23 protein-coding genes and 1 tRNA gene are annotated in these 26,358 nt (G+C 36.8%); 20 read left to right on the top strand and 4 right to left on the bottom strand.

What is annotated here, in order from left to right; translation table 11 throughout:
• Positions 1-51 precede the first annotated feature (51 nt).
• The 10 genes from IGI63_RS13635 to IGI63_RS13680 all read left to right on the top strand — a co-directional run bounded on the left by IGI63_RS13635 (position 52) and on the right by IGI63_RS13680 (position 6,769).
• Positions 52-312 carry a hypothetical protein gene (locus tag IGI63_RS13635; protein WP_429975944.1) on the top strand — a complete coding sequence of 87 codons (261 nt, stop codon included), beginning with the start codon at positions 52-54 and terminating at the stop codon, positions 310-312.
• 31 nt (positions 313-343) lie between these two features.
• Positions 344-604, top strand: a complete 261-nt coding sequence (locus IGI63_RS13640) for a hypothetical protein (RefSeq protein ID WP_429975945.1) — start codon at positions 344-346, stop codon at positions 602-604.
• 34 nt (positions 605-638) lie between these two features.
• Positions 639-1,238, top strand: a complete 600-nt coding sequence (locus IGI63_RS13645) for a hypothetical protein (RefSeq protein WP_429975946.1) — start codon at positions 639-641, stop codon at positions 1,236-1,238.
• A gap of 2 nt (positions 1,239-1,240) precedes the next feature.
• The gene (locus IGI63_RS13650; protein ID WP_429975947.1) at positions 1,241-2,374 is read left to right on the top strand and encodes a phage major capsid protein; all 1,134 of its coding nucleotides are present in this window, start codon (positions 1,241-1,243) and stop codon (positions 2,372-2,374) included.
• 122 nt (positions 2,375-2,496) lie between these two features.
• Positions 2,497-2,955: a P27 family phage terminase small subunit gene (locus tag IGI63_RS13655; RefSeq protein ID WP_429975948.1), complete on the top strand. Its 459-nt coding sequence runs from the start codon at positions 2,497-2,499 to the stop codon at positions 2,953-2,955.
• Positions 2,952-3,236 carry a hypothetical protein gene (locus tag IGI63_RS13660; RefSeq protein ID WP_429975949.1) on the top strand — a complete coding sequence of 95 codons (285 nt, stop codon included), beginning with the start codon at positions 2,952-2,954 and terminating at the stop codon, positions 3,234-3,236. Before IGI63_RS13655 ends, IGI63_RS13660 begins: the two co-directional genes overlap by 4 nt.
• 15 nt (positions 3,237-3,251) lie before the next feature.
• Positions 3,252-3,653, top strand: a complete 402-nt coding sequence (locus IGI63_RS13665) for a hypothetical protein (protein ID WP_429975950.1) — start codon at positions 3,252-3,254, stop codon at positions 3,651-3,653.
• 4 nt (positions 3,654-3,657) lie between these two features.
• A complete protein-coding gene (locus tag IGI63_RS13670) occupies positions 3,658-5,946 on the top strand; it encodes a phage tail tape measure protein (protein WP_429975951.1) in 2,289 nt (762 codons plus the stop codon).
• Between the two features lie 383 nt (positions 5,947-6,329).
• A tRNA-Arg gene (locus IGI63_RS13675) sits at positions 6,330-6,403 on the top strand.
• A 33-nt stretch (positions 6,404-6,436) separates the two neighbouring features.
• A complete protein-coding gene (locus tag IGI63_RS13680) occupies positions 6,437-6,769 on the top strand; it encodes a putative quinol monooxygenase (RefSeq protein WP_429975952.1) in 333 nt (110 codons plus the stop codon).
• A 113-nt stretch (positions 6,770-6,882) separates the two neighbouring features.
• On the opposite strand, the gene ppdK is transcribed toward IGI63_RS13680, so the two are convergent.
• A complete protein-coding gene (gene ppdK, locus IGI63_RS13685) occupies positions 6,883-9,528 on the bottom strand; it encodes a pyruvate, phosphate dikinase (RefSeq protein ID WP_429975953.1) in 2,646 nt (881 codons plus the stop codon).
• A 169-nt stretch (positions 9,529-9,697) separates the two neighbouring features.
• Here ppdK and IGI63_RS13690 point away from each other — a divergent pair, with 169 nt between their 5' ends.
• Both IGI63_RS13690 and IGI63_RS13695 read left to right on the top strand, forming a co-directional pair.
• Positions 9,698-10,327, top strand: a complete 630-nt coding sequence (locus tag IGI63_RS13690; RefSeq protein ID WP_429975997.1) for a CBS domain-containing protein — start codon at positions 9,698-9,700, stop codon at positions 10,325-10,327.
• Positions 10,328-10,339: 12 nt separating this feature from the next.
• Positions 10,340-11,152, top strand: coding sequence for a pyruvate, water dikinase regulatory protein (locus IGI63_RS13695; RefSeq protein WP_002355927.1), 813 nt, complete (start codon positions 10,340-10,342; stop codon positions 11,150-11,152).
• A gap of 70 nt (positions 11,153-11,222) precedes the next feature.
• On the opposite strand, the gene mprF is transcribed toward IGI63_RS13695, so the two are convergent.
• On the bottom strand, positions 11,223-13,754 hold the full coding sequence (gene mprF / locus IGI63_RS13700; protein ID WP_002358907.1) for a bifunctional lysylphosphatidylglycerol flippase/synthetase MprF: 2,532 nt from the start codon (positions 13,752-13,754) through the stop codon (positions 11,223-11,225).
• Positions 13,751-14,485, bottom strand: coding sequence for an alpha/beta fold hydrolase (locus tag IGI63_RS13705; RefSeq protein WP_002358908.1), 735 nt, complete (start codon positions 14,483-14,485; stop codon positions 13,751-13,753). The genes mprF and IGI63_RS13705 overlap by 4 nt, the downstream gene beginning before the upstream one ends.
• A 176-nt stretch (positions 14,486-14,661) precedes the next feature.
• On the opposite strand from IGI63_RS13705, the gene IGI63_RS13710 reads away from it, so the two are divergent.
• Together IGI63_RS13710 and IGI63_RS13715 are read left to right on the top strand one after the other, a co-directional pair.
• Positions 14,662-15,246 carry a hypothetical protein gene (locus IGI63_RS13710; protein ID WP_429975954.1) on the top strand — a complete coding sequence of 195 codons (585 nt, stop codon included), beginning with the start codon at positions 14,662-14,664 and terminating at the stop codon, positions 15,244-15,246.
• A gap of 22 nt (positions 15,247-15,268) precedes the next feature.
• Positions 15,269-16,324, top strand: coding sequence for an endonuclease (locus tag IGI63_RS13715; protein ID WP_429975955.1), 1,056 nt, complete (start codon positions 15,269-15,271; stop codon positions 16,322-16,324).
• A 48-nt stretch (positions 16,325-16,372) separates the two neighbouring features.
• Here the strand turns inward: IGI63_RS13715 and IGI63_RS13720 are convergent, their stop codons facing one another.
• Positions 16,373-18,610, bottom strand: coding sequence for an ATP-binding cassette domain-containing protein (locus IGI63_RS13720; protein ID WP_016617843.1), 2,238 nt, complete (start codon positions 18,608-18,610; stop codon positions 16,373-16,375).
• Between the two features lie 161 nt (positions 18,611-18,771).
• Here IGI63_RS13720 and IGI63_RS13725 point away from each other — a divergent pair, with 161 nt between their 5' ends.
• The 6 genes from IGI63_RS13725 (at position 18,772) to IGI63_RS13750 (ending at position 26,262) form a co-directional block, all read left to right on the top strand.
• On the top strand, positions 18,772-21,021 hold the full coding sequence (locus IGI63_RS13725) for an amidase family protein (protein ID WP_429975956.1): 2,250 nt from the start codon (positions 18,772-18,774) through the stop codon (positions 21,019-21,021).
• Positions 21,022-21,100: 79 nt separating this feature from the next.
• Positions 21,101-22,045 carry an aminoglycoside phosphotransferase family protein gene (locus tag IGI63_RS13730; RefSeq protein ID WP_429975957.1) on the top strand — a complete coding sequence of 315 codons (945 nt, stop codon included), beginning with the start codon at positions 21,101-21,103 and terminating at the stop codon, positions 22,043-22,045.
• A 42-nt stretch (positions 22,046-22,087) separates the two neighbouring features.
• The gene (locus IGI63_RS13735; protein WP_429975958.1) at positions 22,088-22,741 is read left to right on the top strand and encodes a DUF4767 domain-containing protein; all 654 of its coding nucleotides are present in this window, start codon (positions 22,088-22,090) and stop codon (positions 22,739-22,741) included.
• A gap of 109 nt (positions 22,742-22,850) precedes the next feature.
• Positions 22,851-23,264 (top strand): nucleoside-diphosphate kinase, encoded by a 414-nt coding sequence (ndk, locus tag IGI63_RS13740; RefSeq protein WP_002383435.1) that lies wholly within the window; start codon positions 22,851-22,853, stop codon positions 23,262-23,264.
• 159 nt (positions 23,265-23,423) lie between these two features.
• A complete protein-coding gene (gene aspD / locus IGI63_RS13745) occupies positions 23,424-25,034 on the top strand; it encodes an aspartate 4-decarboxylase (RefSeq protein WP_429975959.1) in 1,611 nt (536 codons plus the stop codon).
• A 142-nt stretch (positions 25,035-25,176) separates the two neighbouring features.
• A complete protein-coding gene (locus tag IGI63_RS13750) occupies positions 25,177-26,262 on the top strand; it encodes a hypothetical protein (RefSeq protein WP_429975960.1) in 1,086 nt (361 codons plus the stop codon).
• The last annotated feature ends 96 nt before the right edge of the window (positions 26,263-26,358 follow it).

The following is a 26,358-nucleotide window of genomic DNA, read 5'->3' on the forward strand; positions in this document are numbered from 1 at the left end:
AAAAAAGATTATTTATACAGATATCGTAATTGGAGTGTTCGATTAAGTGTATTGAAAAATAAGCTGAGTACTGAAGAACAAGGAACTGATAACTTTCAAGAAATTCAAGAACGAATAAAAAGGATACAGTTAAACAAAAATAGAGCAAAAAAAGAAATCTTAAGCCACCTTAAGCAAGTAAAGGGAAAGAAAAGCTATGAAGTATTGTATTTGCATTTTATTAAGTTGTACTCATTAAAAAAACTTTCAGAAAAGTTAAATTGCCAATATACATGTATAGTTCACCGATTTAATGCAGGAATTAAAAAATAAAAATACCATCTATAGAAAAGGAGGCAAAACAATGCGACAAGTAGAGCTTAGAGGGATTGTTTTAAAGATATTAAAACAAGGAATTCACCAAACAATCGTTATATTTAAAGATAACCATGCGGGAAACGTCATATTAGCTGTTAATCGAACACATAAATTATTTTACGAAATTAGAGAAAATATGGTTTTATCTTTGTTGGTGTCAATAAACGGATTTACAGATAAACAAAGAAAAGTTCGTAATGGACTAAGTATAGAAAGCTATGAAATTCTAAATATTGAAGCAGATTAAACAATTAAAAAAATATTGAAAGAGGGCAAACACTATGCTAAATGTACCGACTATTAAAGAAATGAAAGAAATTGAACAACGCAAAATGAATCTTATTCAAGAATGTAAACAAGAATGTATGAATCTAGAAAATCAAATTAATCTTTTAACGAAAGAGCATAACACCTCTGTATTGAGTGCTTTAAAGCCAAAACGTTTATTTAGTAAAAAAAGGACGACTGAAAGTATTGAAGCCGAATTAACGCAATTACGTGCGCAATTGAAGGTGCATCAGGAAAAATTGACAATTTTAAAAAATTCATCTGTAAAAAATGAGGTTTCGTTAGATAAAATCATTCAAGAAATGGAACAGGCAAGAAACGAGCAGCTAAAAGAACTACAAACTATCCAAAAAGAAGCGGAAAAGCATTACAACCAGTACACTTCAAAAGCCGAAGAGTATACTCGCTTAGTTAAACAAGTGAATAATGAAATTTCTACCACAAATATGTATCTGGAAAGAGTCTTCAATGATGATGTATTGTATCGTAATGGGTGTTATTGGGATGAAACAGGAAAGCGTGTAGACAGAGAAAGAGTAGGAATTCATACAATTACTGAAAACAACAAATTAATGAAAAAGGAAGGTATTTAACTATGGCAACGATTGAACAAATGATTGGAAAAAAAAGAGCAAGAGAATTTCGTACTGCTTCTAAAGTAAATTCTTTTCAGCAAAATTCAAAGAAATTAACGGATATTAAGCGAAAGCAAGTACTACAAAAAATTAAGCGTGCAATGGATACAGAAAAACAGCCCAAAAGAAAAAATACAAAAAAGAAGGTGAGAAAAATGAATCAAGAAAAACAAAGTTTAAGAGGACTAGCAAATTATTTAACAGGGAACTTGTCTATTGATGAAGTAAGAAGTCTAGGTGTCGTTGTAAATAACGGAAAGGTATTACTAACAAAAAAACTTTCCCAACAAATTATTTCATATGCACAAGAAAATAACCCAGTTCGTAAGTTAGGGCAGGTATACAGACAAAAAGGTAAAAAAGGGATTTCTATGCTCGTTCAAAAAGCAGAAGCAAATATCGTATTAACAGAAAGAGATGAAACGAATCAAACACCAGAAACAGATACATCTGTAGAAGTAGTATGGTTAGAACCTATTGAAATTGATGGCATGGCTAAGTTTACGCATAAATTAGAAAACATGTCAGATTTTGATATTGAAAAGATTTTAGTAGAAGAATTAGGAAAAGCGATTGTTAGAAAAGAAGTGGACTGGTTTATTCACTCATCTGATAATTCTTATTCATTAAATAGTAAGGGGATTACTTTTGTGCCTGCCACGTTAACAGGCAGTCTCTATAAGTATTTAGTAGAGGCGAAGAATGCTTTACCTACCCCAATGCGTAAGAAAGCCACCTGGCTCATTAATCGGGCTGCACAAACGCAAGTAGAATCTTTATTAGACGAAAGTGGAAATCCAATATTTAAAGAATCTGGAAATAATGATTTTGCATTTAAACTATTCAATTATCCTGTTGAAGTAACAGATCAGATTGATGAAAAGGATCCAGCAGTTCCAGTCATGTACTTTGGAGATTTTTCTTATTTCCATATTCAAGATGTTTTAGAAACTATTGAGGTAGAGAGATTAAATGAGTTGTTTACAAAAGAAAATAAGATTGGTGTTTCTGTCTATGAAATTACAGATGGGAAATTAATCTTTGGTCCATTTGAAACTGCAATGTTCAAATTGAATACGAAACAATTTTTATAATCCCGCAGATTATTTTTAAGCCCCCCTCTGAAATTAATTTAAATTTTTTTTCATGGGGATAGGGTAGGGGGACCTCTTTAGACACCTACAGAGCATTTTCAAAAAAAGAAAGGGGGGTAAAAATGGCTGGACGTAAAAGTAAGAAACAAAAAATCCTAGATGAAGCCTTAGAACATAAGGATTTTGAGCGAAAACGTATCATAGAAATATTAAAATCATTAGGAAAGTTCACGCCTGCTTTGAACCCTTTGATTGAAATGTATCTGGATGCGTGTGAAGTCTATCATATCAAGTATTTAGAGTGGAAAGACAGTGGTTTTAAATCCACAAAAGTTCACACAAACAAAAACAATTCAAGAAACGAAATTAAGCATCCTTTGGCCCAACAAGTTGAAGTTTGGAGTGAGAAAAAAACTAAGTTGTTAAACCAACTAGGGCTTGATATGAAAAGCGGTGGCCTTGATTATGTTGATCCTTTAGCAAGTGAAAATGCTAAGAAAAAAGAAGAAGCTAAAAAAGATGAACCAACGACCAATAATCGTTTGGTTGAATTTAGAAAAATGCGTGGTGGTCAATCATGATTGATATGACTGTCAATTATGCTGATAAATTTGCTAAGTCGGTTCGCAGGCACAAAGAACGGTATCCTAAATCAATCCATTTAGCAGTTAAACGATATAACAAGTGGAAGAAACGGAAAGATATTTTCTTTGATCAATATATTAACGGCAGTCCAATCTATCTAACAGCGGAACGAAACTGTATCAGCGAAGAATTAGTAAAAAAAACAGTCAAGAATAATAATGATTTAATTTGCATTAAAACTAGAAGTAATAGTAAAAAAAATTATGTGAGTCTTTGAAGGGGGGTGAAATATTTGAATAAATCAATAGTTGCACTAAAAAACTTAGAACAATACATCTATAAATCGAATATGATTTGGAAACAAAGATGGATCACATGTTTTTCTACAAATCAGCATAGCACTATTATTGAGCAAAGTATGAACGATGGTATTGAAGAACTCGCAACATTACAGAACAGGATCAAGCACAATTTAAAAGATGTTAGAGGGAAAGAGATGCTTATCATTTCGAGTAAATTAATAAAAATTATTGAACTTCGTATTAAAGCAATGCAGATAGTTGTAGAAAATATCAGTATATACGAAATAGGCGACGAAAAAAAATTTAATGATCTAACTGAACGCATAAGTAAAGTTCTTAATGAGAGTGAATTAATTGCCCAAAACATTAAATTAATTATAAGAGGAAGGTGAGAATATGAGTGAGAAAATTTCTGACGTAGTCTTGCGATTCAAAACTAACGGCGAAGTATCTTATACAAAAACTATTAAAGCTATCAATAAAGAAATGAATATATCGGCTGCAGAATATAAAAATCAATTGGGCGCGATGGATAAAAATGCTACTCAAACAGAAAAATTAACTGCTACAAAGCAGAAATTAGAGAAGCAGTTAGAACTAGCTTCTACGCGATCTCAAATGTTGAGAGAAGAATTTGAAAAGTCTGTAGCAGAAACTGGAAGGTATTCTGACGAATCTCAAAAACTATACAAACAATTACTTGATTCTGAATCAGGGGAACAAAGTTTGAAAACTTCTTTAGAATCTACGAACAAAGAACTAAAGAAACAAGGTGATATTTCTGTTGAAACAGCAAAAAAAATTCAAACAATTGAAAAAGCTGGTGAAAAGATAAAAGGAGTCGGTACTAAATTATCAGTAGGAATCACAGCACCTATCATGGCTGCAAAAGCGGCATCAGTTAAAGCATATGAGGATATGAGAGCTTCTCAAGCGAAACTAATTAACCAAACTGGTAAGACTGGTGAAGAAGCTGACAAGCTAAAAGAGTCCCTTAGAAACTTGTATAGAAACAGTGCGAAGAGCTCTGGAGAACTAGCGGATGCCTTGGGAACCGTAACGCAACGGTTTGACGTAAGTGGAAAAGCAGCAGAAGATATGACAACAAAGTTCTTGACTTTCGCCCGTGTAAACGATGTGGATGCACCGAACGCAATTGAGAAAGTATCTCGTGCAATGGGAGACGCTGGTATTGAAACAAATAAATATGGCGAAGTATTAGATTTATTAACAGTCGCTAGTAAAAAATCTGGTATTGAAGTTGATAAACTCGCTGAGAACTTAACTAAATATGGTGCTCCGATGAGGGCTTTAGGATTTGATACAAAATCAGCTATTGCAATTTTTGCTACTTGGGAGAAAGCAGGTGTAAATACTGAAACAGCTTTTGCCGGTATGAAAAAAGCAATTGGTACGTGGGCTAAAGAAGGAAAAGTTCCCCTAGAAGAATTCCCAAAAGCTATGAAGAAGATAGAAGAATCTACTAATCCAGCAGCTGATGCTGCCGAAATTTTTGGAACAAAAGCTGGTAACGATTTAGGAGATGCTATTAAAGGTGGTCGTTTTAACGTTGAAGAAATGACGAAAGCATTAGATCAAGCTGGTGGTAAATTAGATGAAATTGGCGGTGAATCTGGTAATCCGATGTCTAAAATGATTTTAGCACAGCATAAACTTAACGATGCATTGATACCTTTTGGACAGATTATTATCGAAGCAATGGTACCAGCTGTGCAAAAACTTGCTGAATTCATGGGAAAAATGAATGAAAAACTAAACGGAATGGATGAAGGTACGAGAAAAACTGTCGTAGTAATTGGTTTACTACTTGCAGCTATTGGTCCAGTGCTAGTTGTTTTGGGAAGTTTTGCCAGTTCAATTAGTGGTTTAATTCCTGTGATAGCATTTTTAGCTTCGCCTATTGGAATAGTGATTGCTGCACTAGCTGCTTTTGTTGCTGGAATTGTGATTGCTTACAACAAAGTAGACTGGTTTAGAGATTTTATCAATACGTCCTTCAATGTGATCAAAGATATAGTGGTTGGTGTATTCAAAGTTTTAGCAGATACGACAAAGTCTACTTTTGATTTCATCACAGGCTTTATTGGCGGCGCTATGGATGGTGCTGTAAAAATCATTAGTGATTACGTCAACGCGATTACAAGAATTTTTGGCGGCATCATAGATTTCGTTACAGGAGTGTTTACAGGTGATTGGTCAAGAGCGTGGCAAGGTATTGTTGATATTTTCGGTGGTATTTTCGATGGGATTGTTGCAGTAGCTAAAGCCCCAATCAATGCCATGATTACTCTAATCAATGGTTTTTTAGGTGGTTTAAACAATATCAAAATACCAAAATGGGTACCTGGCGTTGGTGGCAAAGGATTTAGCATTGCGAAAATTCCATATCTTGCTGAAGGCGGTCATATGATTAATGGACAAGCAATCGTTGGCGAAGCTGGTCCTGAATTATTAACAGCAAAAAATGGCAAGACTACAGTCACACCACTTTCACAAGACGAAAAAGCTCGTGGAATTGGCGGTGCTTTGGATCAAGGCAAGACAATCGAACAACATGTTTATTTTGGCCAAGTGGATGCAAATAATCCAAGTGAGTTAGATCGATTAAACAGAAAGATTTATAAAGCGGCTCAACAAGCAAATGCAGCACTGGCACTTGTTTAAACAGTGAAATGTTTTAATGGTAAAAGTAATCTAAAGTATTGCATGTTATAAAAAGCAAGAGGTAGCTAAATAGTCGGCTACCTCTTAAACTAGAATTAATAATTATAGCTTTTTAAATACTGCATTAAAATCATCTGATGTTTGAAATAATGTGAATGTTGATTGGTTAAATATTCCAATCGTAACACGTCCATTTTGGGCGTGTTTTTTTATAATTTTGTTCTAAGCTCTATGTAAAATACTATTGGCGTGGTGATTTTGTCTGTGCAAAGGTCTGTGCTTCTAGTAAAAACTATGTGTATTTAATGGAATAAGCTAGGTTGCAAAATCCTATTGTATCAAGTAAAATGAGACTATGTGTTGTTAATAAAACAACGTACTTTGTTCTCGTAGCTCAGTAGGATAGAGCAACCGCCTCCTAAGCGGTAGGTCGCTGGTTCAATTCCAGTCGGGAACGTAAAAAGGCAAGTAAATTTAGGGGGGAAGACAGATGGCGATTACTATAAATATTTATTATAGTGGGACAAATGGAGGTGCAAGAGAATTTGCCAAAGAAATGATTGCCAGCGGAATTGTAGAGGTGATTCGTGCAGAAAAAGGGAATAGTCGCTATGAATACTTTTTTCCAATGGACGATGAAGAAACAGTTCTGCTGATTGATAGTTGGACAGATCAGGAAGCATTAGACAAACACCACGCTTCTCCAATGATGACCCGTATTACGGAACGTAGAGAAAAATATGATTTGCATATGAAAGTAGAAAGATATGTATCAGATGTAACAGACCCCTTGACAAAAGATGCCGCGTTTATAAGAAAATAACCAGAGTACAATCATTGATCTTAAAATTTAGTGCTAGGAACATCAAGCGTTTCGACTGATGTTCCTAGCACTTTTTATCTTGTAAGGATGAATCATTTGTTACACACGTTAAATTAAAGAAGGACCATTTGTTCTTCAGTCACAGCCGGTTCGGTTAAAATTTTGGCTTGGGCAGCTGCGAGTTTCGCAATAGGTACCCGATAAGGTGAGCAAGAGATGTAGTTTAGGCCAAGTGTTTGGAAAAACGTGATGGATTGCGGATCACCTCCGACTTCTCCACATACGCCAATACTCATGTTTGGTTTAGTGCGACGCGCTTTCTCTACAGCTAATTGAATCAGTTGACCAACACCTGTTTGATCTAATGATTGAAACGGATCTTGGGTAATGATTTTCTTTTCCCGATACGTATTAATGAATTTACCGATATCATCACGAGAAAAACCATAGGTCATTTGTGTTAAATCATTTGTTCCAAAGCTGAAAAAGTCTGCTTCTTCTGCTAACTGATCCGCAATCAGACAAGCTCTAGGTAGTTCAATCATTGTCCCGATTTCGTAAGGGAAAGGAGTCATTTTATGTTCTTCAAAGAGACCGTCAATCGTTTCTTTTAAAATGCGTTTGAGATAGAGAAGTTCTTCTTTTTCGGCGATTAGAGGAATCATCACTTCTGGATAAACAGTAATTCCTTCTTTGACTAATCGAATGGCACTAGTAAATAAGGCTGTAACTTGCATTTTGTATATTTGTGGTTGGGTCACACCTAAGCGACAACCACGATGGCCCAACATTGGATTGGTTTCTTGTAACCGTTCAATTTGTTTGGCGATGGTCACCGGGAACCGTTGTAGTTGCTTCGCCAATAATTGAATATCATTCTTTTCATGAGGTAAAAACTCATGCATCGGCGGATCTAACAAGCGGACCACCATGGGCTTGTCTTGAACTACTTTCAGCATTTGATAAAAGTCTTCCTGTTGAAAATGAAGAAGTTGCTCCAACGCATAGGTTGCTTCCTTTTCAGACTCGGCTAAAATCAGGCGACGCATTTCCAAGACACGCTCTTCACCGAAAAACATATGCTCTGTTCGCGCTAAACCAATCCCCGCTGCGCCAAAACGGATAGCAGTCTCTAAATCTTGTGTAGTTTCTGCATTGGCACGAACAGTTAAATCAGCATACGCATCTGCCCAAGACAAGAGCTCTTGAAGGTCATCGTTATTATCAGCAGAAATTGTAGGAATTTCGCCAAGATAAATTTCCCCCGTTGAGCCATCGACGGAAATGATTGTTCCTTCTAAGATGACCTGTGGCCCGCAGTGTAGTTGTTTGGTTTCTTCATTGACGGTTAAACTTTCACAACCAGTCACACAGCAAGTTCCCATTCCTCGTGCGACCACAGCGGCATGAGAAGTCATTCCGCCACGACTGGTCACAATTGCTTCGCTTACAACCATGCCTTCAATATCTTCTGGTGAAGTTTCTTGACGAACAAGAATGACTTTCTTTCCTAGATTGGTCAGTTCTTTGGCTTTTTCTGCTGTAAAAACAATTTGGCCACTTGCTGCACCAGGACTAGCAGGAAGTCCCATAGCTAAACGTTCCATGTGTTGTCGTTTCTCTTGATCAAACACGGGATGAATTAATTGATCAATCGTATCAGGTGTCACACGCAACATTGCTTCTTGTTTAGTAATACGATTTTCTTTGGCTAAGTCTAAAGCAATTTTAACCGTAGCTGCGGCGGTTCGTTTCCCGTTTCTTGTTTGTAAAATATATAATTTTTCATTTTCAATGGTAAATTCAATATCTTGCATGTCACGATAATGATATTCTAAAAGTTCTGCGTAATGGCGAAAATCTTGATAAACTTTTGGCATAGTCAAACGTAAACGACGAATGGGTTCTGGCGTCTGAATACCAGCCACTACATCTTCTCCTTGCGCGTTCAAAAGAAACTCTCCAAACAATTGATTTTCCCCTGTGACCGGATTTCTAGTGAAAACAACGCCAGTGCCACTGTCTAGTCCACGATTGCCGAAAACCATTTCTTGAATGTTGACAGCTGTACCTAAATCATGTGCAATATGATGTAAGTTTCGATAAACCACCGCACGTTGATTATTCCATGAATCAAAAACAGCTTTGATTGCTTCAAAAAGTTGTGCGACAGGGTCTTGCGGGAAGACCACCTGATGTTGTTCAAAAACTTCTTGGTAGCGGACAATCAAGGCGAAATGATCTGCTTCTTGAAAAGCGGTAATTTTTTTGTTTAGCTCTTGTTCCAAGCGCTCTTTTTGTTGGTCAAATAATTCTTTGGGAATGTGATAGACGACGTCTCCAAACATTTGAATAAGTCGGCGATAACAGTCAAAAGCAAAACCAGGAGAGGTTAAGGTCGCAAATTTTTTCACACGTTGATCATTTAAACCTAAATTTAAAATAGTATCCATCATACCAGGCATCGAGAAGGCAGCACCGCTGCGAACGGAAACTAAGAGAATCTCATTGTCCGCGGTAAAAGATTTGCCTGTTTCAGTTTCTAGATTTTTAACCGCTTTCAAAATTTCTGATTGTAAGTGTTCTTCAAAGAAAGTAGCATCTGCCAAATAGTCCATACAGCAACGGGTTGTAATCGTGAATCCTTGTGGAATCGGCAAACCTAAGCGTGTCATTTCTGCCAAGTTCGCCCCTTTACCACCAAGAGTCTCTTTACCTTCATTGTGTGTTTCGTTAAAAGAATAAATAAACTTTTTCATGCGTGACCTCCGTTTAATATGTGTCTTATATGTTCAATAAACATCATAATTGACGGAAATAAGTTTGTCAATAGAAAAAGTTTCTTGTCAATATGTTGAAAAAACAATAAATATGTGTATAATTGTAAGCGAATGCACAATTTGTTTAAGAGGAATTGAGGAGGAAATGATGAAATTAAGTAAACGACAAGAGCAAATTATCGCTGTTGTAAAAGAGCATCAGCCAGTTAGTGGTGAACGCATTTCGGACATACTAGCCGTTTCACGTGCGACATTGCGTTCTGATTTGTCTTTTTTAACACTTTCAGGAATTTTAAAAGCAAGTCCGAAAGTTGGGTATACTTACGAAAGTGATAATATGGAGGCTTTTTTCTTTTTTGATGTTTTTCAAACAAAAGTTCAGGAGATCATGAGTCCACCATTGATGGTTGCCCAAGACACCTCAATTCGAGATGCGATTACCAACTTATTTATGTATGATGTCGGTTCTCTTTATGTCATGGATGAAGCAAAAGAATTATTAGGGGTTTTGTCACGAAAAGATTTATTACGGGCCTCTTTAAATACAAATATTGATGGCACACCTGTTGCTGTTTGTATGACAAGAGTGCCACATGTGAAAACCTGCACACCAGAATTTACTATTCTTGAAGCTGCTGACACTTTGCAAAAATACGAAGTGGATTCTTTGCCAGTCGTTGAAAAAGAAAATCCTAAAAAAGTTATTGGAAAAATTACGAAAACGAAAATTTTAACCTATATTACGCAACAAGCGAAAGAAGCCGCAAAAAATAGATAAGGGAGCTTAATTATGAAAAAAGAGATCATTGTTTATACTATTTCCGATTCACTTGGAGAAACATCACAAAAATTGTTAGCTGCAGCAAGCGCACAATATCCAGATATTTCTTTTCTTAATCGATACAATTTTTCTTTTGTCACAACAGAAGAAGAATTATTGGAGATTTTAAAAGATGCCTTAAAAGATAAAGCCTTAGTTGTCAGTACATTAGTCAGTAAACAACTAATCACAGCGGCGAAAGAATTTAGTGAACGAACAGGGTTGTTATATTTAGATTTAATGGCGCCATTTTTTGAATTAATTCAAGCGAAAGCCGGAGTAGATCCTATTGAAGAGCCTGGACGACGCCATCAACTAGATCGTGCTTACTTTGATAAAATCTCAGCGATTGAATTTGCTGTAAAATATGATGATGGCAAAAATCCTCAAGGGTTTCTTGATTCTGATATATTGTTGTTAGGCGTTTCGCGGACCTCAAAAACGCCAGTCAGTATGTATTTAGCAAATCAAGGCTACCGCGTTTCTAACTTACCATTAATTCCAGAAGTTCCATTGCCGCCAATTTTGGAAGAAATGGATCCACAAAAAATGATTGGTTTAGTTTGTTCGCCAGAAACATTAGGACAGATTCGTAGCAGTCGGTTGGCTTCCTTAGGTTTAGGTAATGAGACCAGTTATACCAATGTTGAACGGATTGAACAAGAATTAGCTTATGCCGAAGAAATTTTTGCGAAGTATGGTATCCCAGTGATTGATGTAACCGCAAAATCTGTCGAAGAAACAGCCTTTTTAATTAAAGAAAAACTAGATGAAAGAAATTAAAAAGCTTGGCAACCTCACTAAATTTCAGTGAAGTTGCCAAGCTTTTTATACTTAATTGGGCTTCTTTTTGTTAGTCAATATTTTTTTGATCGACAATGAGTAAAGCGATCATCACGTAGACAATCCAGCTACTTTTAGAATAAAGTGTATAGCGGGGTTGCCATTTGCTAGCAAATTTTTCCTTGTATTCGCGTAATCCTTGGAAGGAGTAGATTTCTGAACCAAATTCATAAATTAACGCAGCAATCCGTTCTTGAATAAAACTTTTTCTTGATTGACCAACGTTGGCTAACGGAGCCATCCCTAAATTGAAATAATGAATATTTTCTGTTTTCATATATTCAAATAAATGAATAAATAAGAAATCCATACTTCCAGAAGGGGCTTTTTCTTTATGGTGACGCATCAAGTCGATGGTACCAACTTCATTTGTGTAACTAGGAATGATATTAGCGAAAGAGACCATTTCTCCTTCGGCATTTCGGACAACAGCAATTGGGTTTCTTTGAAGATACGCTTCATCGAAAAATCCTAGTGAAAAGCCTTTTTCTTTTCGATTGTCTAACCAACTATCCGAAATAGCTTTTAATTCGTGCATTTGTTCGGCACTAAAAGGAGGTTGGAGTACGTCAAATGAATAGCCGGCTTTGGTAATTTTATTAAACACTGCGCGGGTACCTTTGAATTTTTTCCCAGACATCGTAAATGTTTCTAGATTAACTAAGGCTTCTTCGCCCATTTTGATAAATTCGTAGCCATATTCGTGTAGTAACATCACGCTGTCCTCATTGGTTTCGTAAAAGACGGGTACATAGCCGAAACGATCTGTTTCTTTAAGGAATGCATCAATCGCCGCAGGAAAATCTTCTTTGTTCCCAGAAGGGTTGCCCATCACAACGCATTTATTATTAATGGTGTTGAATTGTAAAAAGACAGTCGGTTCTTCTTTGGGATATAAGAAAACCTGTTTATCATGAAGAAAGACAAGTTCACTGTCAATATTCCCGCCATAAGTTGTTAAGATATTATGCAAGATACTATCTTCTGGAAACTCACCAACTTGGTGTTTTTTCCCTTGGAGGTAGCGAACAAATAGAAAGTTAAAACTCATAACTAAGAGGATAGCGATAAATCCTGACAACCAGATCCGTTCGGAAGGGAACAAGAAAAATTCCACAAAATGATGACGATGGTGTGGGAAGTTCGGTAAATTATAAACACCAATTACCAGGTATAACAAAGTCAACAAGCCAAAGATAAACCCATCTATCGTCATCCACTCCCAAGAGTAAACCAGTTGTTCACGGTACAATTCTGATTTTGAAAAAATAACGATAAATAATAAAATAGCTAAATAGAAAATGGAAAACATACTAAAGTCAACAACAAATGAATACAAGATAGCACCAATTAATAAAATAATCGTTGGATAATAGGCTCTTTTAACACGATCAGCAATCCCACGTCCCATAATTAATAATGCAAAGCCTAAAACAATACTCGGAATTTGAATAATAATATGAGAACGGAAGGGGTTAATATCTCTTAACCAATGCACTTGAGTGAAGGCTTCTGGAATAGTGGCTAGGAGCACCATCATGATTCCTGAAAAATAAAGTAAAACCACTTCCAGCTTGTGGGCAATTTCCAAAGTAATTTGTTTCAGCAATTGACGATAGTGAGTATCCAACTTTTGGCTTAAGTGTTTTGTAAAGAACAAACAGCCAATTAAGAAAGGGATAATATAATAGAATAAACGATAGAGCAATAACCACAAAACAATAATTTCACGATCGACACCTAAGTTGCTTAGTCCTAAAATCATCATGACATCAAAACTACCTAAAGCCCCTGGAATCATCGAAGCAATCCCAATAATCGAAGCTGCTACATATAAAGGAACAATATCAATTAAAGGAATCGGCACGTCCAATAAGTAACCAATACTAATAAAGGTAATTAAAACACCTGTCCATTCTAAAAACGAAGAAACAACTAAAGATAAGCGATTTTTTGCATCGAGGTTACCAAAGGAACTATTTTTTTGGAAATGTAAAATAAGATAAAGTAATGGGAAATAAAGACCGCCACCTAATAACCAAATCCAATATTGCTGTAAATAAGCCATCTTTGGATCAAACTGAACAAGGAAAAAGCAAAGAATACTATAAATAGATAGACCGGATAACACAAAAAGTAAAATATGGGTTAACGCAGGTAAAATTTTCTTTTCCTCTGTTTTATTTCCATAAAATTCAGAACGAAGTCCCATGCTGACCAAACCACCGAATCCACCAATATTATTGATGGTATTGACAATCCAGCTAGATTCAAGGAGTTCCCGTTTTGAGACTTTCAAGTTTAAAATGCGATTTAATGTTAAGTCATAATTTAGCATCGGAGTAACGGAAACTAAACCGATAACCATCATCAATAACAATTTCCATAGCGGAATCTCATCAAAAATCTGTTTTAACTGTTCAAATGAGATCGTTTTACCAATTGATAAAAGTTGGGCAACAACAATAATTGAGACCGCAATAACAAACAGTGTTTTTAGTAATCCTGTATGCGTTTTGATCCAATGAATAATTTGTTTCATTTAGACACCTTCATTTCCTTTAAGAATTTTTCGATTGTTTTATTAAAAATATCTGGTGAGTTTTTGGCAAATAAATGACCCTGTTTATTTACCAAGACCAATTTGCCAGCAGGAATGGCATCAGCAATCGCCCGTGAATGGGAAAGCGCAATTAAATCTCGGCTGCCAGTAATAACAAGAGTAGGACAGGGGATGTGTTCTAAATCTTGTTTTGTCAGTCCAGTATCTTCAAATAACAGAGCCACGATAGGGAGCCGTGCGCGCAATTTTTTTGAAAAAAAGGCGCCAATACGACAAAACCAATATTGAAAATAAGTGGCAATCGTTACATATTTTTTCAGACCAGACATGGTGACATTTCCAGAATTTAAGACGAGTTTGTTGACGAAATCAGGATATAAATGGGTAAAAACCATGGCAATATTTGCTCCGTCACTAAAGCCCAATAAATTAATTTTTGTTAAGTGTTCTTGTTGAATAATACCAGCTAAATCTTCTGCCAAAAGCGGAAAAGTTAATTGACTTTGTGTATTGGTGGAACGTCCATGTCCGCGGGTATCCACCGCAATAACTTGATACTCCTTGGAGAAATAAGAAATTTGATAATTAAAAAAAGTATGATCATTGCCATTACCATGAAGTAACACAAGGGGGTAATTTGTTTCTTTGCCAAAAATTTGATAAAAAATTTGACTGCCATCTATTGTTTGAAAATATTTTTCTATTGCCATTCTCCGTCACCTATCTCATCTATAATCAATCGAGTCCTCTCTCATTATAGAGTCTTTTGTCTTTTTTTTGTAATAAAAAACAGAAAATTTTCCGAACAGTTTTGTAAGGTGTTGTAATATAGTGTGATATAGTAGAAGATAGCCACCTAAAAATTAGGCTAGAGGAGGGGAAGTTGATGTCTTTAATCGTTTTAATTGGTGCCCAAGCTGTCGGGAAAATGACCGTTGGCAAGGCTTTAGAAAAGCAGTTAGATGCTAAATTACTATTTAATCATCAAACCATTGACTTATTTGCAAACTATCTTGGGTACACGGAACGTGCGTTTCAATTGTCTGATTCCGTTAGAAAGGAACTTTTTCATGCCTTTGTCAAAAATCCAGCCACAAATACAACAAAAAACATTATTTTTACAGTGGTGATTGCTTTTGATCAAGAACAGGATTTTCAATTTTTAGAAGAAATATCAGAAATTTTTCTTAATAAACATGAGGCCGTTTATTTCGTCGAACTCGTCTCTTCAACATCAATCCGCCTAGAACGAAATGTTCATCCAGAGCGGCTAGAGGCAAAACCTTCAAAACGCGATGTCGACTTTTCTCGAAAAGAATTACTCAATACCTTTAAAGAACATCGATTAGTAAGCCACGAAGGTGAACTAGAAAGTACATTTCCAAATGTAAAAATAACGAAAATAAATAATTCAAACATGACACCAGAAGAAGTAGCAACGAAGATAATTGCTACTTTTGGTTTGACATAATGTGAAAGGAACATCGGAATCAATGAAAAAGTTTTTTAAATATCTCGGTAGCTTGATGGTCCTTCTTCTAAGCATAGCTTTAATTTTGATAGGATATTTAACCTTCCGAGAGTTTCGACCACGAGCGGTTGAACCAGTTGCTATGAATAAACAATTTTCAGAACAAACCATCGAAAAACAGCAATCCATTTCTTTAGTCACGTATAACATAGGCTATGCTGGCCTAGGACAAACAGAAGATTTTTTTATGGACGGTGGCAAAACTGTCCAACCAGTTAATAAGGCAATGGTCCAACAGAATTTAACAGGCATTGAAGGAACTTTAAAAGAATTACCAGCGATGATTTACTTATTCCAAGAAGTCGATCGTCGCTCGCAACGTTCTTATGAAGTCAATCAAGAGGAAGAATTACAAAAACAGCTACAGCTGAACAGCGCATTTGCTTATAATTTTAAGGTAGATTATGTGCCCATTCCTTGGCCGCCGATTGGACGAGTAGAAAGTGGTTTATTAACATTATCAAATGAAAAAATAACAGAGGCTAAACGCATTGCTTTACCCAATCCCTTTCGTTGGCCCGTTAGCATTAGTAACTTAAAACGAGCGCTTCTAGAAACGCGCTTTCCAATTAAAGGCACAGACAAAGAATTAGTGGTTTTTAACTTACATTTGGAAGCCTATGACAATGGGGAAGGGAAGATTGCTCAAAGCAAAAAGTTAGCTGACGTATTATCCCAAGAATACGCTAAAGGAAACTATGTAATTGCTGGAGGTGACTTTAATCAAGTTTTCAAAGGCAGTCATCGATATCCTGACCTAGGGGAAGCTGGTTGGGCACCAGGAGAAATTGATCCTGCAGACTTACCTAAACATTTTTCACTTGCTTATGATGATCAACAACCGACTGTGAGGGTGCTTAATAAGCCTTACACTGGCTCTTATGAAACATCCCAAGTGTATGTAATTGATGGTTTTATTGTTTCTGATAATGTGGCTGTTCATAGCGTGAAAACAAAGGACGAACAATTTAAATATACAGATCACCAACCTGTGAAGATGGAAGTGGGGTTGAAATAGAAAAAGTACAAACGGTGCTTGTTGCTTGCACCGTTTGTACTTTTTATTTTACAGATAGCCTTTAGTAATAGAGTGAGTGGAATTTAGCATATTTGCTGGCGTTCCTGTAAAAAGAAGCTGTCCGCCATTTTCTCCACCTTCGGGACCTAGTTCAATCAACCAGTCGGCACTTTTAATCACGTCAATGTGATGTTCTAATAAAATTAAGCTGTTTCCTTCTTCTACCATTCGATTGAAAAGTTGAAGACTTTGTTGGATATCAATTAAGTGTAAACCATCTGTAGGTTCATCCATTAAATAGATAGCTTTTTTTTGGTGAAGTGTGTCTGCTAATTTTACCCTTTGCAATTCGCCACCAGATAATGTTGAGAGCGATTGATTGAGTTTAAGGTAGCTTAAGCCAACTTCCAGTAAATTTTTTAATGAAAGAGCAAAAGGCTGGTCTTTGAAAAAATCATAGCCATCTTTAACGCTTAAAGCTAGTACTTCAACGATATTTTTTCCGTTATACAGATAATGAAGCACCTCTTCTTTGTAACGCGTTCCGTGACAGGTTTCGCAAATACTAGTAACATCCTCCATAAAAGACATATCGGAGACAATTATGCCTTTCCCCTTGCAAGTAGGACAGGCGCCTTTGGAATTATAGCTAAATAAAGCTGGACTAACATGATTTTCTTCCGCAAACAGTTTGCGGACCTTATCAAAAATATTGAGATAGGTCATTGGTGTGGATCGTAAATTTGCGGTAATGCTTTTTTGTGAAAGATGAATAATTTCTTGGTTATCAGCTTGGGCTTTTTGATAAATTTCTTCCGCTAATGATGATTTACCTGAACCAGCGACCCCACAAATAACAGTCAAAACTCCTAACGGAACTTCGACAGATAGATTGTTTAAATTATGCAGTGTCGCATGTTCGATTGTTAAAGACTTCCTTGCTTTTCTTGGTTGGTCGTTTAAAGGGAGCGGCTCTTGAAGCGCTTGACTAGTCAAGGTTTTGGAGGCTAAAAATGCGTCATACGTTCCTGAAAACTGGACATGGCCACCATTTTCGCCTGCGAAAGGTCCTATATCGATGATAAAATCAGCTTCTCTAATTAATTGTGGATTATGTTCCACGAGAACCACGGTGTTTCCTTTATTTTTTAAATTGAGCAACGCACGACTGATCCGTTCGATGTCCTTTGGATGTAAGCCAGCACTCGGTTCATCTAAAATATACATAATATCATTTAAGGCGCTGTTTACATACTTAGCAATTTTAATCCGCTGTGCTTCACCACCAGAAAGTGTTTCAGTTGCTCGTCCTAATGTGAGGTAGGAGAGACCGATATTAATTAATGCTTCTAGACGTACAAGTAGCTCTTCTTGAATAGTTTTTATTAAGGATAGGTCCATTGAACGAATAAAAGAATGTAATTCAGTGAGTGGCATGTCAACAGCATCAGCAATACTTTTCTGATTAATTTTGCAGCTACGAACACGTTCATTGACTCTACTTCCTAAACAATCAGGACATCTTTTTACGGTAACAAAGTGATTAAGGTATTTTTGATGACGTTTGCCTTCGTCTGTATGCAATATGCTACGTTGCATACGCGGGACGATTCCTTCATACAAAGCTGTATGAGGCCACTCTTTGGGTGGATTAGCTAGTTTTTGTTGTGGAGCATATAAAAATAATGCTAACTCTTCAGGAGAATAGTCCTTGATTTTTTTATCCAAATCAAATAGACCACTATGGGCATAACGCTTCCACCGCCAGTTGCCAACTGTAAATGTGGGGAAATCGATAGGCCCTTCGTTTAATGATTTGTCATAATCAACTAGCTGATGAAGATTGATTTCGGTAATCTTTCCTAAGCCATCGCATGTTGGACATTTTCCATCCGGATGATTAAACGAAAAAGTATCTGAATAACCAACAAATGGAGAACCTGCTCGTGAAAACAGCAAACGTAAAAACGTATAAATATCTGTGTACGTTCCCACTGTCGAACGAGAATTACCTGCTACTTTTTTCTGGTCAATGACAATTGCAACAGGAAGATTCTCGATTTTTTCAACTTCTGGACGACCATATTTGGGTAAGTAATTTTGAACAAACGAACTAAATGTATCATTTAGTTCACGACGTGATTCAGCGGCTAATGTGTCAAATACTAAGGAGGACTTTCCTGAACCCGAAAGTCCAGTAACAACAGTTAGTTGCTTTTTAGGGATATTGACAGAGATATTCTTCAAATTATTTTGTGTTGCGTGCTTAATTTCAATCCATTCCATTAAAAAACCTCCGTTTCTATTCTATTTTAGCATATAAAAAGAACCTAGCCTAAAAGTTGAACATGGGAATTTTCAAGAGAACTTTACTTTTTAATCGCTTTCATTTATGCTATAAGTAATACAGATTTTTTAACTGTATTAATAGATAAAGGATGTGACTTATGAAGAAGTCGATTTTGTTCAAAAAGTTAGGGATTATTTTATTAATTAGCCAAACACTGGTAGGGGTACCAATGTTGGCACAAGAAAGTATACTAGAAACAACCGTTCAAACAGAGACGGAATCAGTAACAACAGAAACCAGTCAGACTGTAGCTAACTTGGAATCTGAAACTACTAGCCAAACGGTGATGCAGGAAAAAGAATCCTCTTCGGCAATCGCCGAAAGCAGTAGCCGAAATGTGGTTGCAGTAACCACTGAAACCACAAATGAGATACAAAATAGTGATACAGATGGAAAAGCTGTTTCTGCAGAGAGTGTTTTTTCAGAAGCAGATTATAAACAAGCAACTGCACTGGAGTTAGCAACTTTAGTAAGAGAAAAAAAGGTGACGAGCGAAGAATTAGTAAAAATTGCGTTGGCCATCACTAAACGTGAAAATCCTACATTAAATGCGGTCATTACTTTACGAGAAGAAGCGGCTTTGACAGAAGCAAAAGCTTTACAAGATACAGGTCAACCATTTCTAGGTGTGCCGCTCTTACTAAAAGGGTTAGGACAATCCTTGAAAGGTGAAAGCAACACGAACGGTTTTGGTTTTCTCCGAGATCAAGTAGCTGGTGGGACATCGACCTTTGTCAAAGCACTACAAAATGCCGGATTCATAATCATTGGTCAAACGAATTATCCAGAATTAGGTTGGAAGAATATTTCAGATTCAAAGTTATATGGCGTTTCCGTCAATCCATGGAATCCTAACCATTATTCAGGTGGTTCTTCAGGCGGAACGGGTGCTAGTGTCGCCGCGGCATTTGTTCCCATTGCTTCTGGAAGTGATGCTGGTGGCTCTATCCGCATCCCTGCTTCTTGGACAGGCACCGTAGGCTTGAAACCTTCTAGAGGAGTAATCATTGGCAATTCTAATAGTGCAAAAGGTCAAACTGTTCACTTTGGTTTAAGTCGAACCGTGGCGGATACAAATGCATTATTTGAAACCTTATTAACCAAAAAAGATCTTCCTGCGGGACATTTAAGTCAAGCGCAACCCATTGCTTATACAACAGAATCCCCTGCCGGAACGCCTGTAAGTGCCGAAGCAAAAGAGGCGGTCGCTGAAGCTGTTGCTTTTTTAAAAGACCAAGGGTACACATTGGTTGAAGTGAAGCACCCTGTTGATGGGGAACGTTTAATGAAAAATTATTATACTGTAGCTGCTGGCTCAGCAGGAATTGCCGATTTTATGGCGCGGCAGAAATTGAAAAGACCGCTTGAACGAAATGATGTAGAACTGTTAACATGGGCGCTTTTTCAAACAGGAAAAAATATAACGAGTGAAGAGACAACTGCGGCTTGGACAGATATTGCTTTACAAGCACAAGCGATGGACGAATTTTATCAACAGTATCCTATCTTATTAACACCAACGACAGCTGCCACGGCACCTAGTATTGATAATCCGTTACTAAAACCAGAACATGCAGCACAGATGGAAAAAATTGATCAATTGTCACCAGCAGAACAAAAACAATTGATTTATGACCAATGGTTGACGGCGTTCACATATACACCGTTTACACAACAAGCAAATTTATTTGGACATCCAGCATTAAGTGTACCAACTTACGTTTCAAAAGAAGGACTGCCTTTGGGGATTCAATTTAATAGTGCATTAAATGAAGACCGAACATTGCTACAATTAGGTGCTTTATTTGAAAATAACCACAAGATAAATCAACCACATGTAGAAGAACCAGAAAAAGACAAAGAACCAGATGCAAGTGGCGAACCAGACAAAGACAAAGACCCAGATGCAAGTGGCGAACCAGACAAAGACAAAGACCCAGATGCAAGTGGCGAACCAGACAAAGACAAAGAGCCGGATGCAAGTGGCGAACCAGACAAAGACAAAGAGCCGGATGCAAGTGGCGAACCAGATAAAGACAAAGAAACAAAAACAAGTGAAGGACCAATCGAAGGAAAAGATCAAAACCAAAACCCAGACAAAGCTGGAAAAACTACTAGTGAGTCATCCTTAGCTAATTCGCTGAATTCATCAGCAAATCAGGGAACCAAATCAACAGGAAGTACACATGCTTTTTCTGATAAAAATATGATTGGGAAACAAGAACAGCTTCCCAAAAAAGTATTACCAAAAGCAGGTGCAGAAGTACCTAGTACTTTCTGGATTGTTTTAGGAGGAGCTTTCTTAGTAACGAGTGGAACGATTTATATAAGGAAAACTAGAAAATGATAACCAGTGAAGGCTAGAGACAATTTATCCCCAATTGTCTCCAGCCTTTTTTCTTTGGTATACTAAAACCAATAGGGAAATGGAGGCGAAAGTAATGAGGGCGTTTGAGAAGATTCCAGCGTTTCAGCAATGGCAAAAAGTCGAAGCTATTCACCGTGGTTGGTCAACTGATTTAAAGTTTAAAGTTACCAAAAATCAAGAAACCTTTTTATTACGAATTTTTCAACAAGAAGAGTTATTAGCCAAACAACAAGAATATCAATTTATCAAAAAAGTTGCGGCGTTAGGATTTCCCAGTTCTAAACCTTTTTTATGTGCACCTATTCCTGAAAGTGAACAAGGATACATGTTATTAACGTATCTAGAAGGTGAAGACTTAAGCGATGTTTTACCCGCTCTTTCTCCTAAAAGACAACTGAACTTAGGCATAGAGGCAGGCCGCTATTTAAACAAAATCCATAAGCTTTTGTTGCCTGAAAGGATTAGTCAAAGAGAGATTGCGCAAAATTTATACGAAAAAAAGCAGAGCCAACTAAATAAGTATAAGGAATCTCAATTTTGTATGCCGTACCAGCAGCCAATAATTTCATATTTAGAAAAACAATTACCGTTATTGCAACAACGGCCTGTGGTTTATCAGCATGGAGATTTTCATGTAGGAAATTTTATTTACTTGCCAACTAGGCAGGTCGGTGTGATTGATTTTAATCGATGGGATTTTGGGGATCCTTATGAAGAATTTTACAAGTTACAATTTTTTTCAAGAAATGTTTCGCCATTGTTTGCTTATGGTCAATTACAAGGTTATTTTGCTAGGAAAGTTCCTACCTTATTTTGGCAGTTTCAAAAGCTTTATACTTTTCACGCAGGACTTTATTCTTTAGTTTGGGCACTGAGCTTTGGTGAAAAAGAAATCAGGACTATGGAACAGCAATACCAACAATTACTAGAGGACTATAATTGTGGAGAATTACTAGTTCCCAAATGGTTTTCAACTATCCAAAGAAAGGGATTGAGATTTTAGGTTTATTTCGATAGAATAAAAATAAAAACAGGAGTTTAAGGAATGAAACTAAACGGGATTATTATGATAGCAGTTGTTGGAAGCGTTTTATCTGGCTGTGGTTGGCAAAAATCGAAAGAGGAATCACAGAAAGTACAAACCGTACAAACAAACAATGTAAATACTGAAGAAACAAGAGCGATTTCAGCAACCGAAGTTAGTCAAACCACGTCGTTGGAATTAGAGCAAACAACGCAAACACAAGAATTAACTGAATTAGTTACAGAAGAAGGGACGATTTGGAATCAGCAAAAAGCAAAACAGTTAGGACAATACATGGAAACCTGGGGTCAAGAACGCAATCAGAACTATCAAGCATACCAACCAGGTCACTCTGTAGCTTTTTACACGATTCAAGTGCCTGATGATTTATTGAGTTATGAACCTAAAATACAACCAGCTATTGGGAACAATCCCATTTGGTTAAATTGGTCAGAAACAGGTAGCGAAGGCGGTTATTGTCTGGTGGCAGTATACTCTGACAGTGCGACACAAGTTGCCCAGAAGCATGTCTATTTATTTACTTTAGTGAATGGTGAAGCCAAAGTTTATGTGAGTAAAGAACAGCCAGTAGAAGAGCAACCTTATTTGTTTTTAAAAGAAACAAGTAATACAGAACTGAAAGAACAATTCACAAACCTTGTGAATAATCTTTAATTTTTTATTTAATCAAAAGGAAAAGAAGATTTATCATTGACAAAGTATCCGCTTTCATTTTATTCTGTAGCTACCCCTTGGGAAAGGGCAAAAGGAAGTTTTGAAAGGGATGGAAGAAAAAATGAAGGAAACAAGTTTAGTAATTATTAAGCCAGATGGCGTTGAACGAAAGTTAGTTGGCAAAATCATTCAACGTTTTGAAGATAAAGGTATTGACTTATTGCACCTTAAATTCGAACGACTAACAGTAGAAACAGTGAAGGAACACTATGAGCATTTAAAAGATGAACTATTTTTCCCTGAATTATTAGCCTATATGACAAGTGGCCCAGTTGTTGTGATGGTCGTTGTAGGGGACAATGTGGTTAAAAAAGTGCGTAAATTAGTTGGAGCAACGAATCCGTTAGATGCTGAAAGTGGCACCTTACGAGCGGATTATGGGTTGTCTGTCACCAAAAATTTAATCCATGCTTCTGATTCTGTTCAATCAGCAAAAATTGAGATGCAACGGTTCTTTGGTTAATCATCAAAAAAGAAGCAATCCTTTATTTTTTATAAAGGATTGCTTCTTTTTTATTAATTGTCAGAATATTCCGCTTAAATGGTTGACATCTGGAGGTAGAAGAGTAGTATAGACTACATACTAAATACTAAATGACCGCGTGTGCTTCAGGAGGATAAAATGATAACAAGTGATGAATTGACAGAAAATCTTAGTCCGTTTGAATTAAGTCTATTTTTAGAGAAGAAATTACATGAAGAAAATCATAATTTAGAAACATTGTTAAATGCAGGGCGAGGCAATCCTAATTGGACGGCGCCAACACCAAGGGAAGCCTTTTTTTTATTAGGTCAATTTGCTACAAAAGAAACGTTAAGAGAGGGGAGCGAACAAACGGCTGGTATGATTCAGCCAAGTTTTGGTAGAACGCAACGCTTCTTAAACTTTTTAGCAGAAAATCCTAGCAAAGGGGCAACCTTCTTACAAGAAATTTGGACAGCAGAGCATAACTATTTTGGGATGGATAAGGAAATGTGGTTAGATGCCATGTTAGACTATGTGATTGGGGATAATTATCCGAATCCTGTTCGTTGCTTGAAGGCGTGTGAACAACCGATTAAAGCATATTTAAATCAAGAATTATTTTCCAGCGAAGCACAACCGTTTGATATTTTTTCCGTTGAAGGTGGTACAGCAGGGATTTGTTACTTGTTTGATACGTTGGCAAATAATTATTTACTAGAAAAAGGTGATCGTATTGCGTTGTTATTACCAACGTTTGCTCCTTATCTAGAAATTCCAGAACTACCACGTTATGATTTTGACGTGGTTAAAATCAAAGCAGAGCAAATGATCATTGATGGAAAAACGACGTATCAATACTCAAACAAGGAAATTGATAAACTAAAAGACCCGTCCATCAAAGCGGTTTTTGTCGTAAATCCCAGCAATCCAACTGCTAATGCTATGGGAAAACCTACCATTGAACAAATCAAACAAATCGTTGCAGTGGATAACCCTAAGTTAATGATTTTAACAGATGACGTTTACGGAACCTTTGTGCCAGCTTTCCGTTCACTATTTACGGAGTTACCTTACAATACAGCCTGTATCTATTCTTATTCTAAATACTTTGGCGCTACCGGTTGGCGTGTGGGGACTATTGCGGTCAGTCAAGAGAACATCTTTGATCAATTATTAAAAGAATTGCCAGTGGCTCGAAAAATGGAATTACAGGCACGTTATGCTACATTGAATGCAGACACAAGCCAAATTAACTTTATCAGCCGCTTAGTCGCAGACAGCCGCGATATTGCGTTGAACCATGCAGCGGGACTTTCTTCTATTCAGCAAGCAATGATGGCTTTATTTAGTTTGTATGCTTTGTTAAAAGACGGTCAAGCATATAAAGACGAAGTGATGGATATTTGTCATACGCGTGAAAAGCTCTTGTTCCGCACCTTAGGCATTGAAGAGCCTTTAGCAAGTTTAAATACAGCATACTATTGTGAAATTAACTTTAGAGATTGGACAGAAAAACGTTATGGCCCAGAATTTTCAAGTTATTTAACGAAATCGTGGACGATCACAAAAGTATTAACCTCTTTAGCAGAAAAAGAAAAATTAATGCTTTTAAAAGCGGATGCTTTCGGGAGTGACAAATGGTCAGTTCGAATTTCTTTAGCCAATTTAGCTACTAACCAATATAGTGAAGTTGGTAAACGAATGATTCGCCTATCTGAACACATTAAAGAAGAGTGGTTGCGCCAAAAGCGCCAAGCAATTAAATAAAAAAACGCTAAGTCTCTTAAGCTGCAGGAGACTTAGCGTTTTTGTTTATTATTTATTCATTTTTCCGTCAGTTTTGGTTTATAAATGTTTGCTACACTGGAGATAAGAGGAAATTAAGCGTTTATAAAAAGGAGAGAAGTGAATGAAACATATTAAAGGAATGTTGGTTTTTATCGGATTATTTATTTTGGTTGGTTGTGCGCCAGATCAAGAGCCAACGAAACAAACAACAAGTGGTCCGCAAGAGACAAAGCAAGTGAAGCAAGTTACCGTCACCAATCAAACGACTTCTGCGGTGGAAAAACAAGCGCCGACTAAAAATGACGAACTGATTGCTAATCAATTGACTTTTGATTCTCATGAATACACTTACGAAGTGGTTACAGGGGCCACACAAACGACATTTGGGACAACCCCACCAGCAAAATATACACCAGAAGAAAAAAAGGAAAAAATGTTTTGGTCCAATCAACCGCCTTTGGGATTAATGACGGGTAACTATTATAAAAATGAAGGTGTATTTACTGGCGGAAATTACGGCATTGTAGAGATTATTACGGAACCTGAAACGCAAAGGATTCTGAATGTTGAGTTTACAGAGTTTGCTAGTGATCCTTATTATGATACACGCTATTCGGGTGTCAACAAACGCCTGTCGGATTATCCTGAATTTCAAGCAAGCAACACGCGCACAGACGATACGTTAGTCACCGTTGTTAATGGTATTACTTATGTAGAAAAACAAATGCGTGACGAAAATCGTGTCACAGGTAATTTTTATACTGTACGTGGTTCATCAACTTCTGCGCGTGAAGGTTTAATGCCTTTAGCAGCAGAGATGGACACTTGGCTAAAAGAGCCATCGAAAGAAACGTATATCGGTTACGCAGAAGATTTAGGCAATGGCCTAATCGGTCGACTTCAAGTGATAACAGAAGAGCAGAAAATAAAACATGTCAGCTATGATGAATACTTTTCAGATGAACAGGAAAAAATCACAGAAACAGCCCTGCGGCCTTTTTATCGTCAATCGAAATATTATTCACCAGGATATAATAAACAAACCAACAATTCTTTTATTCATTTTGTAGATACACTAACAAAGGCCATTACGACACAACAAACTTTATCCGTTAACGAAGAACAAGAGCTACAGCATCCGTCTTTTACGACTTATCAAAGATTGGCTGAAAAAATCAGCACGTTTCAAAATTCATTGAAGGAATAAAAAAAACGAAAGTAGGGCATAAGTCGTTTCGACTTATGCCCTACTTTCGTAATCTTAAGATTATCAGCTAAACCAAAGTGAGTTCTTTTTAAAGAA

The organism is Enterococcus sp. DIV0086 (assembly GCF_050498705.1).
GTDB classification, from domain to species: domain Bacteria; phylum Bacillota; class Bacilli; order Lactobacillales; family Enterococcaceae; genus Enterococcus; species Enterococcus faecalis.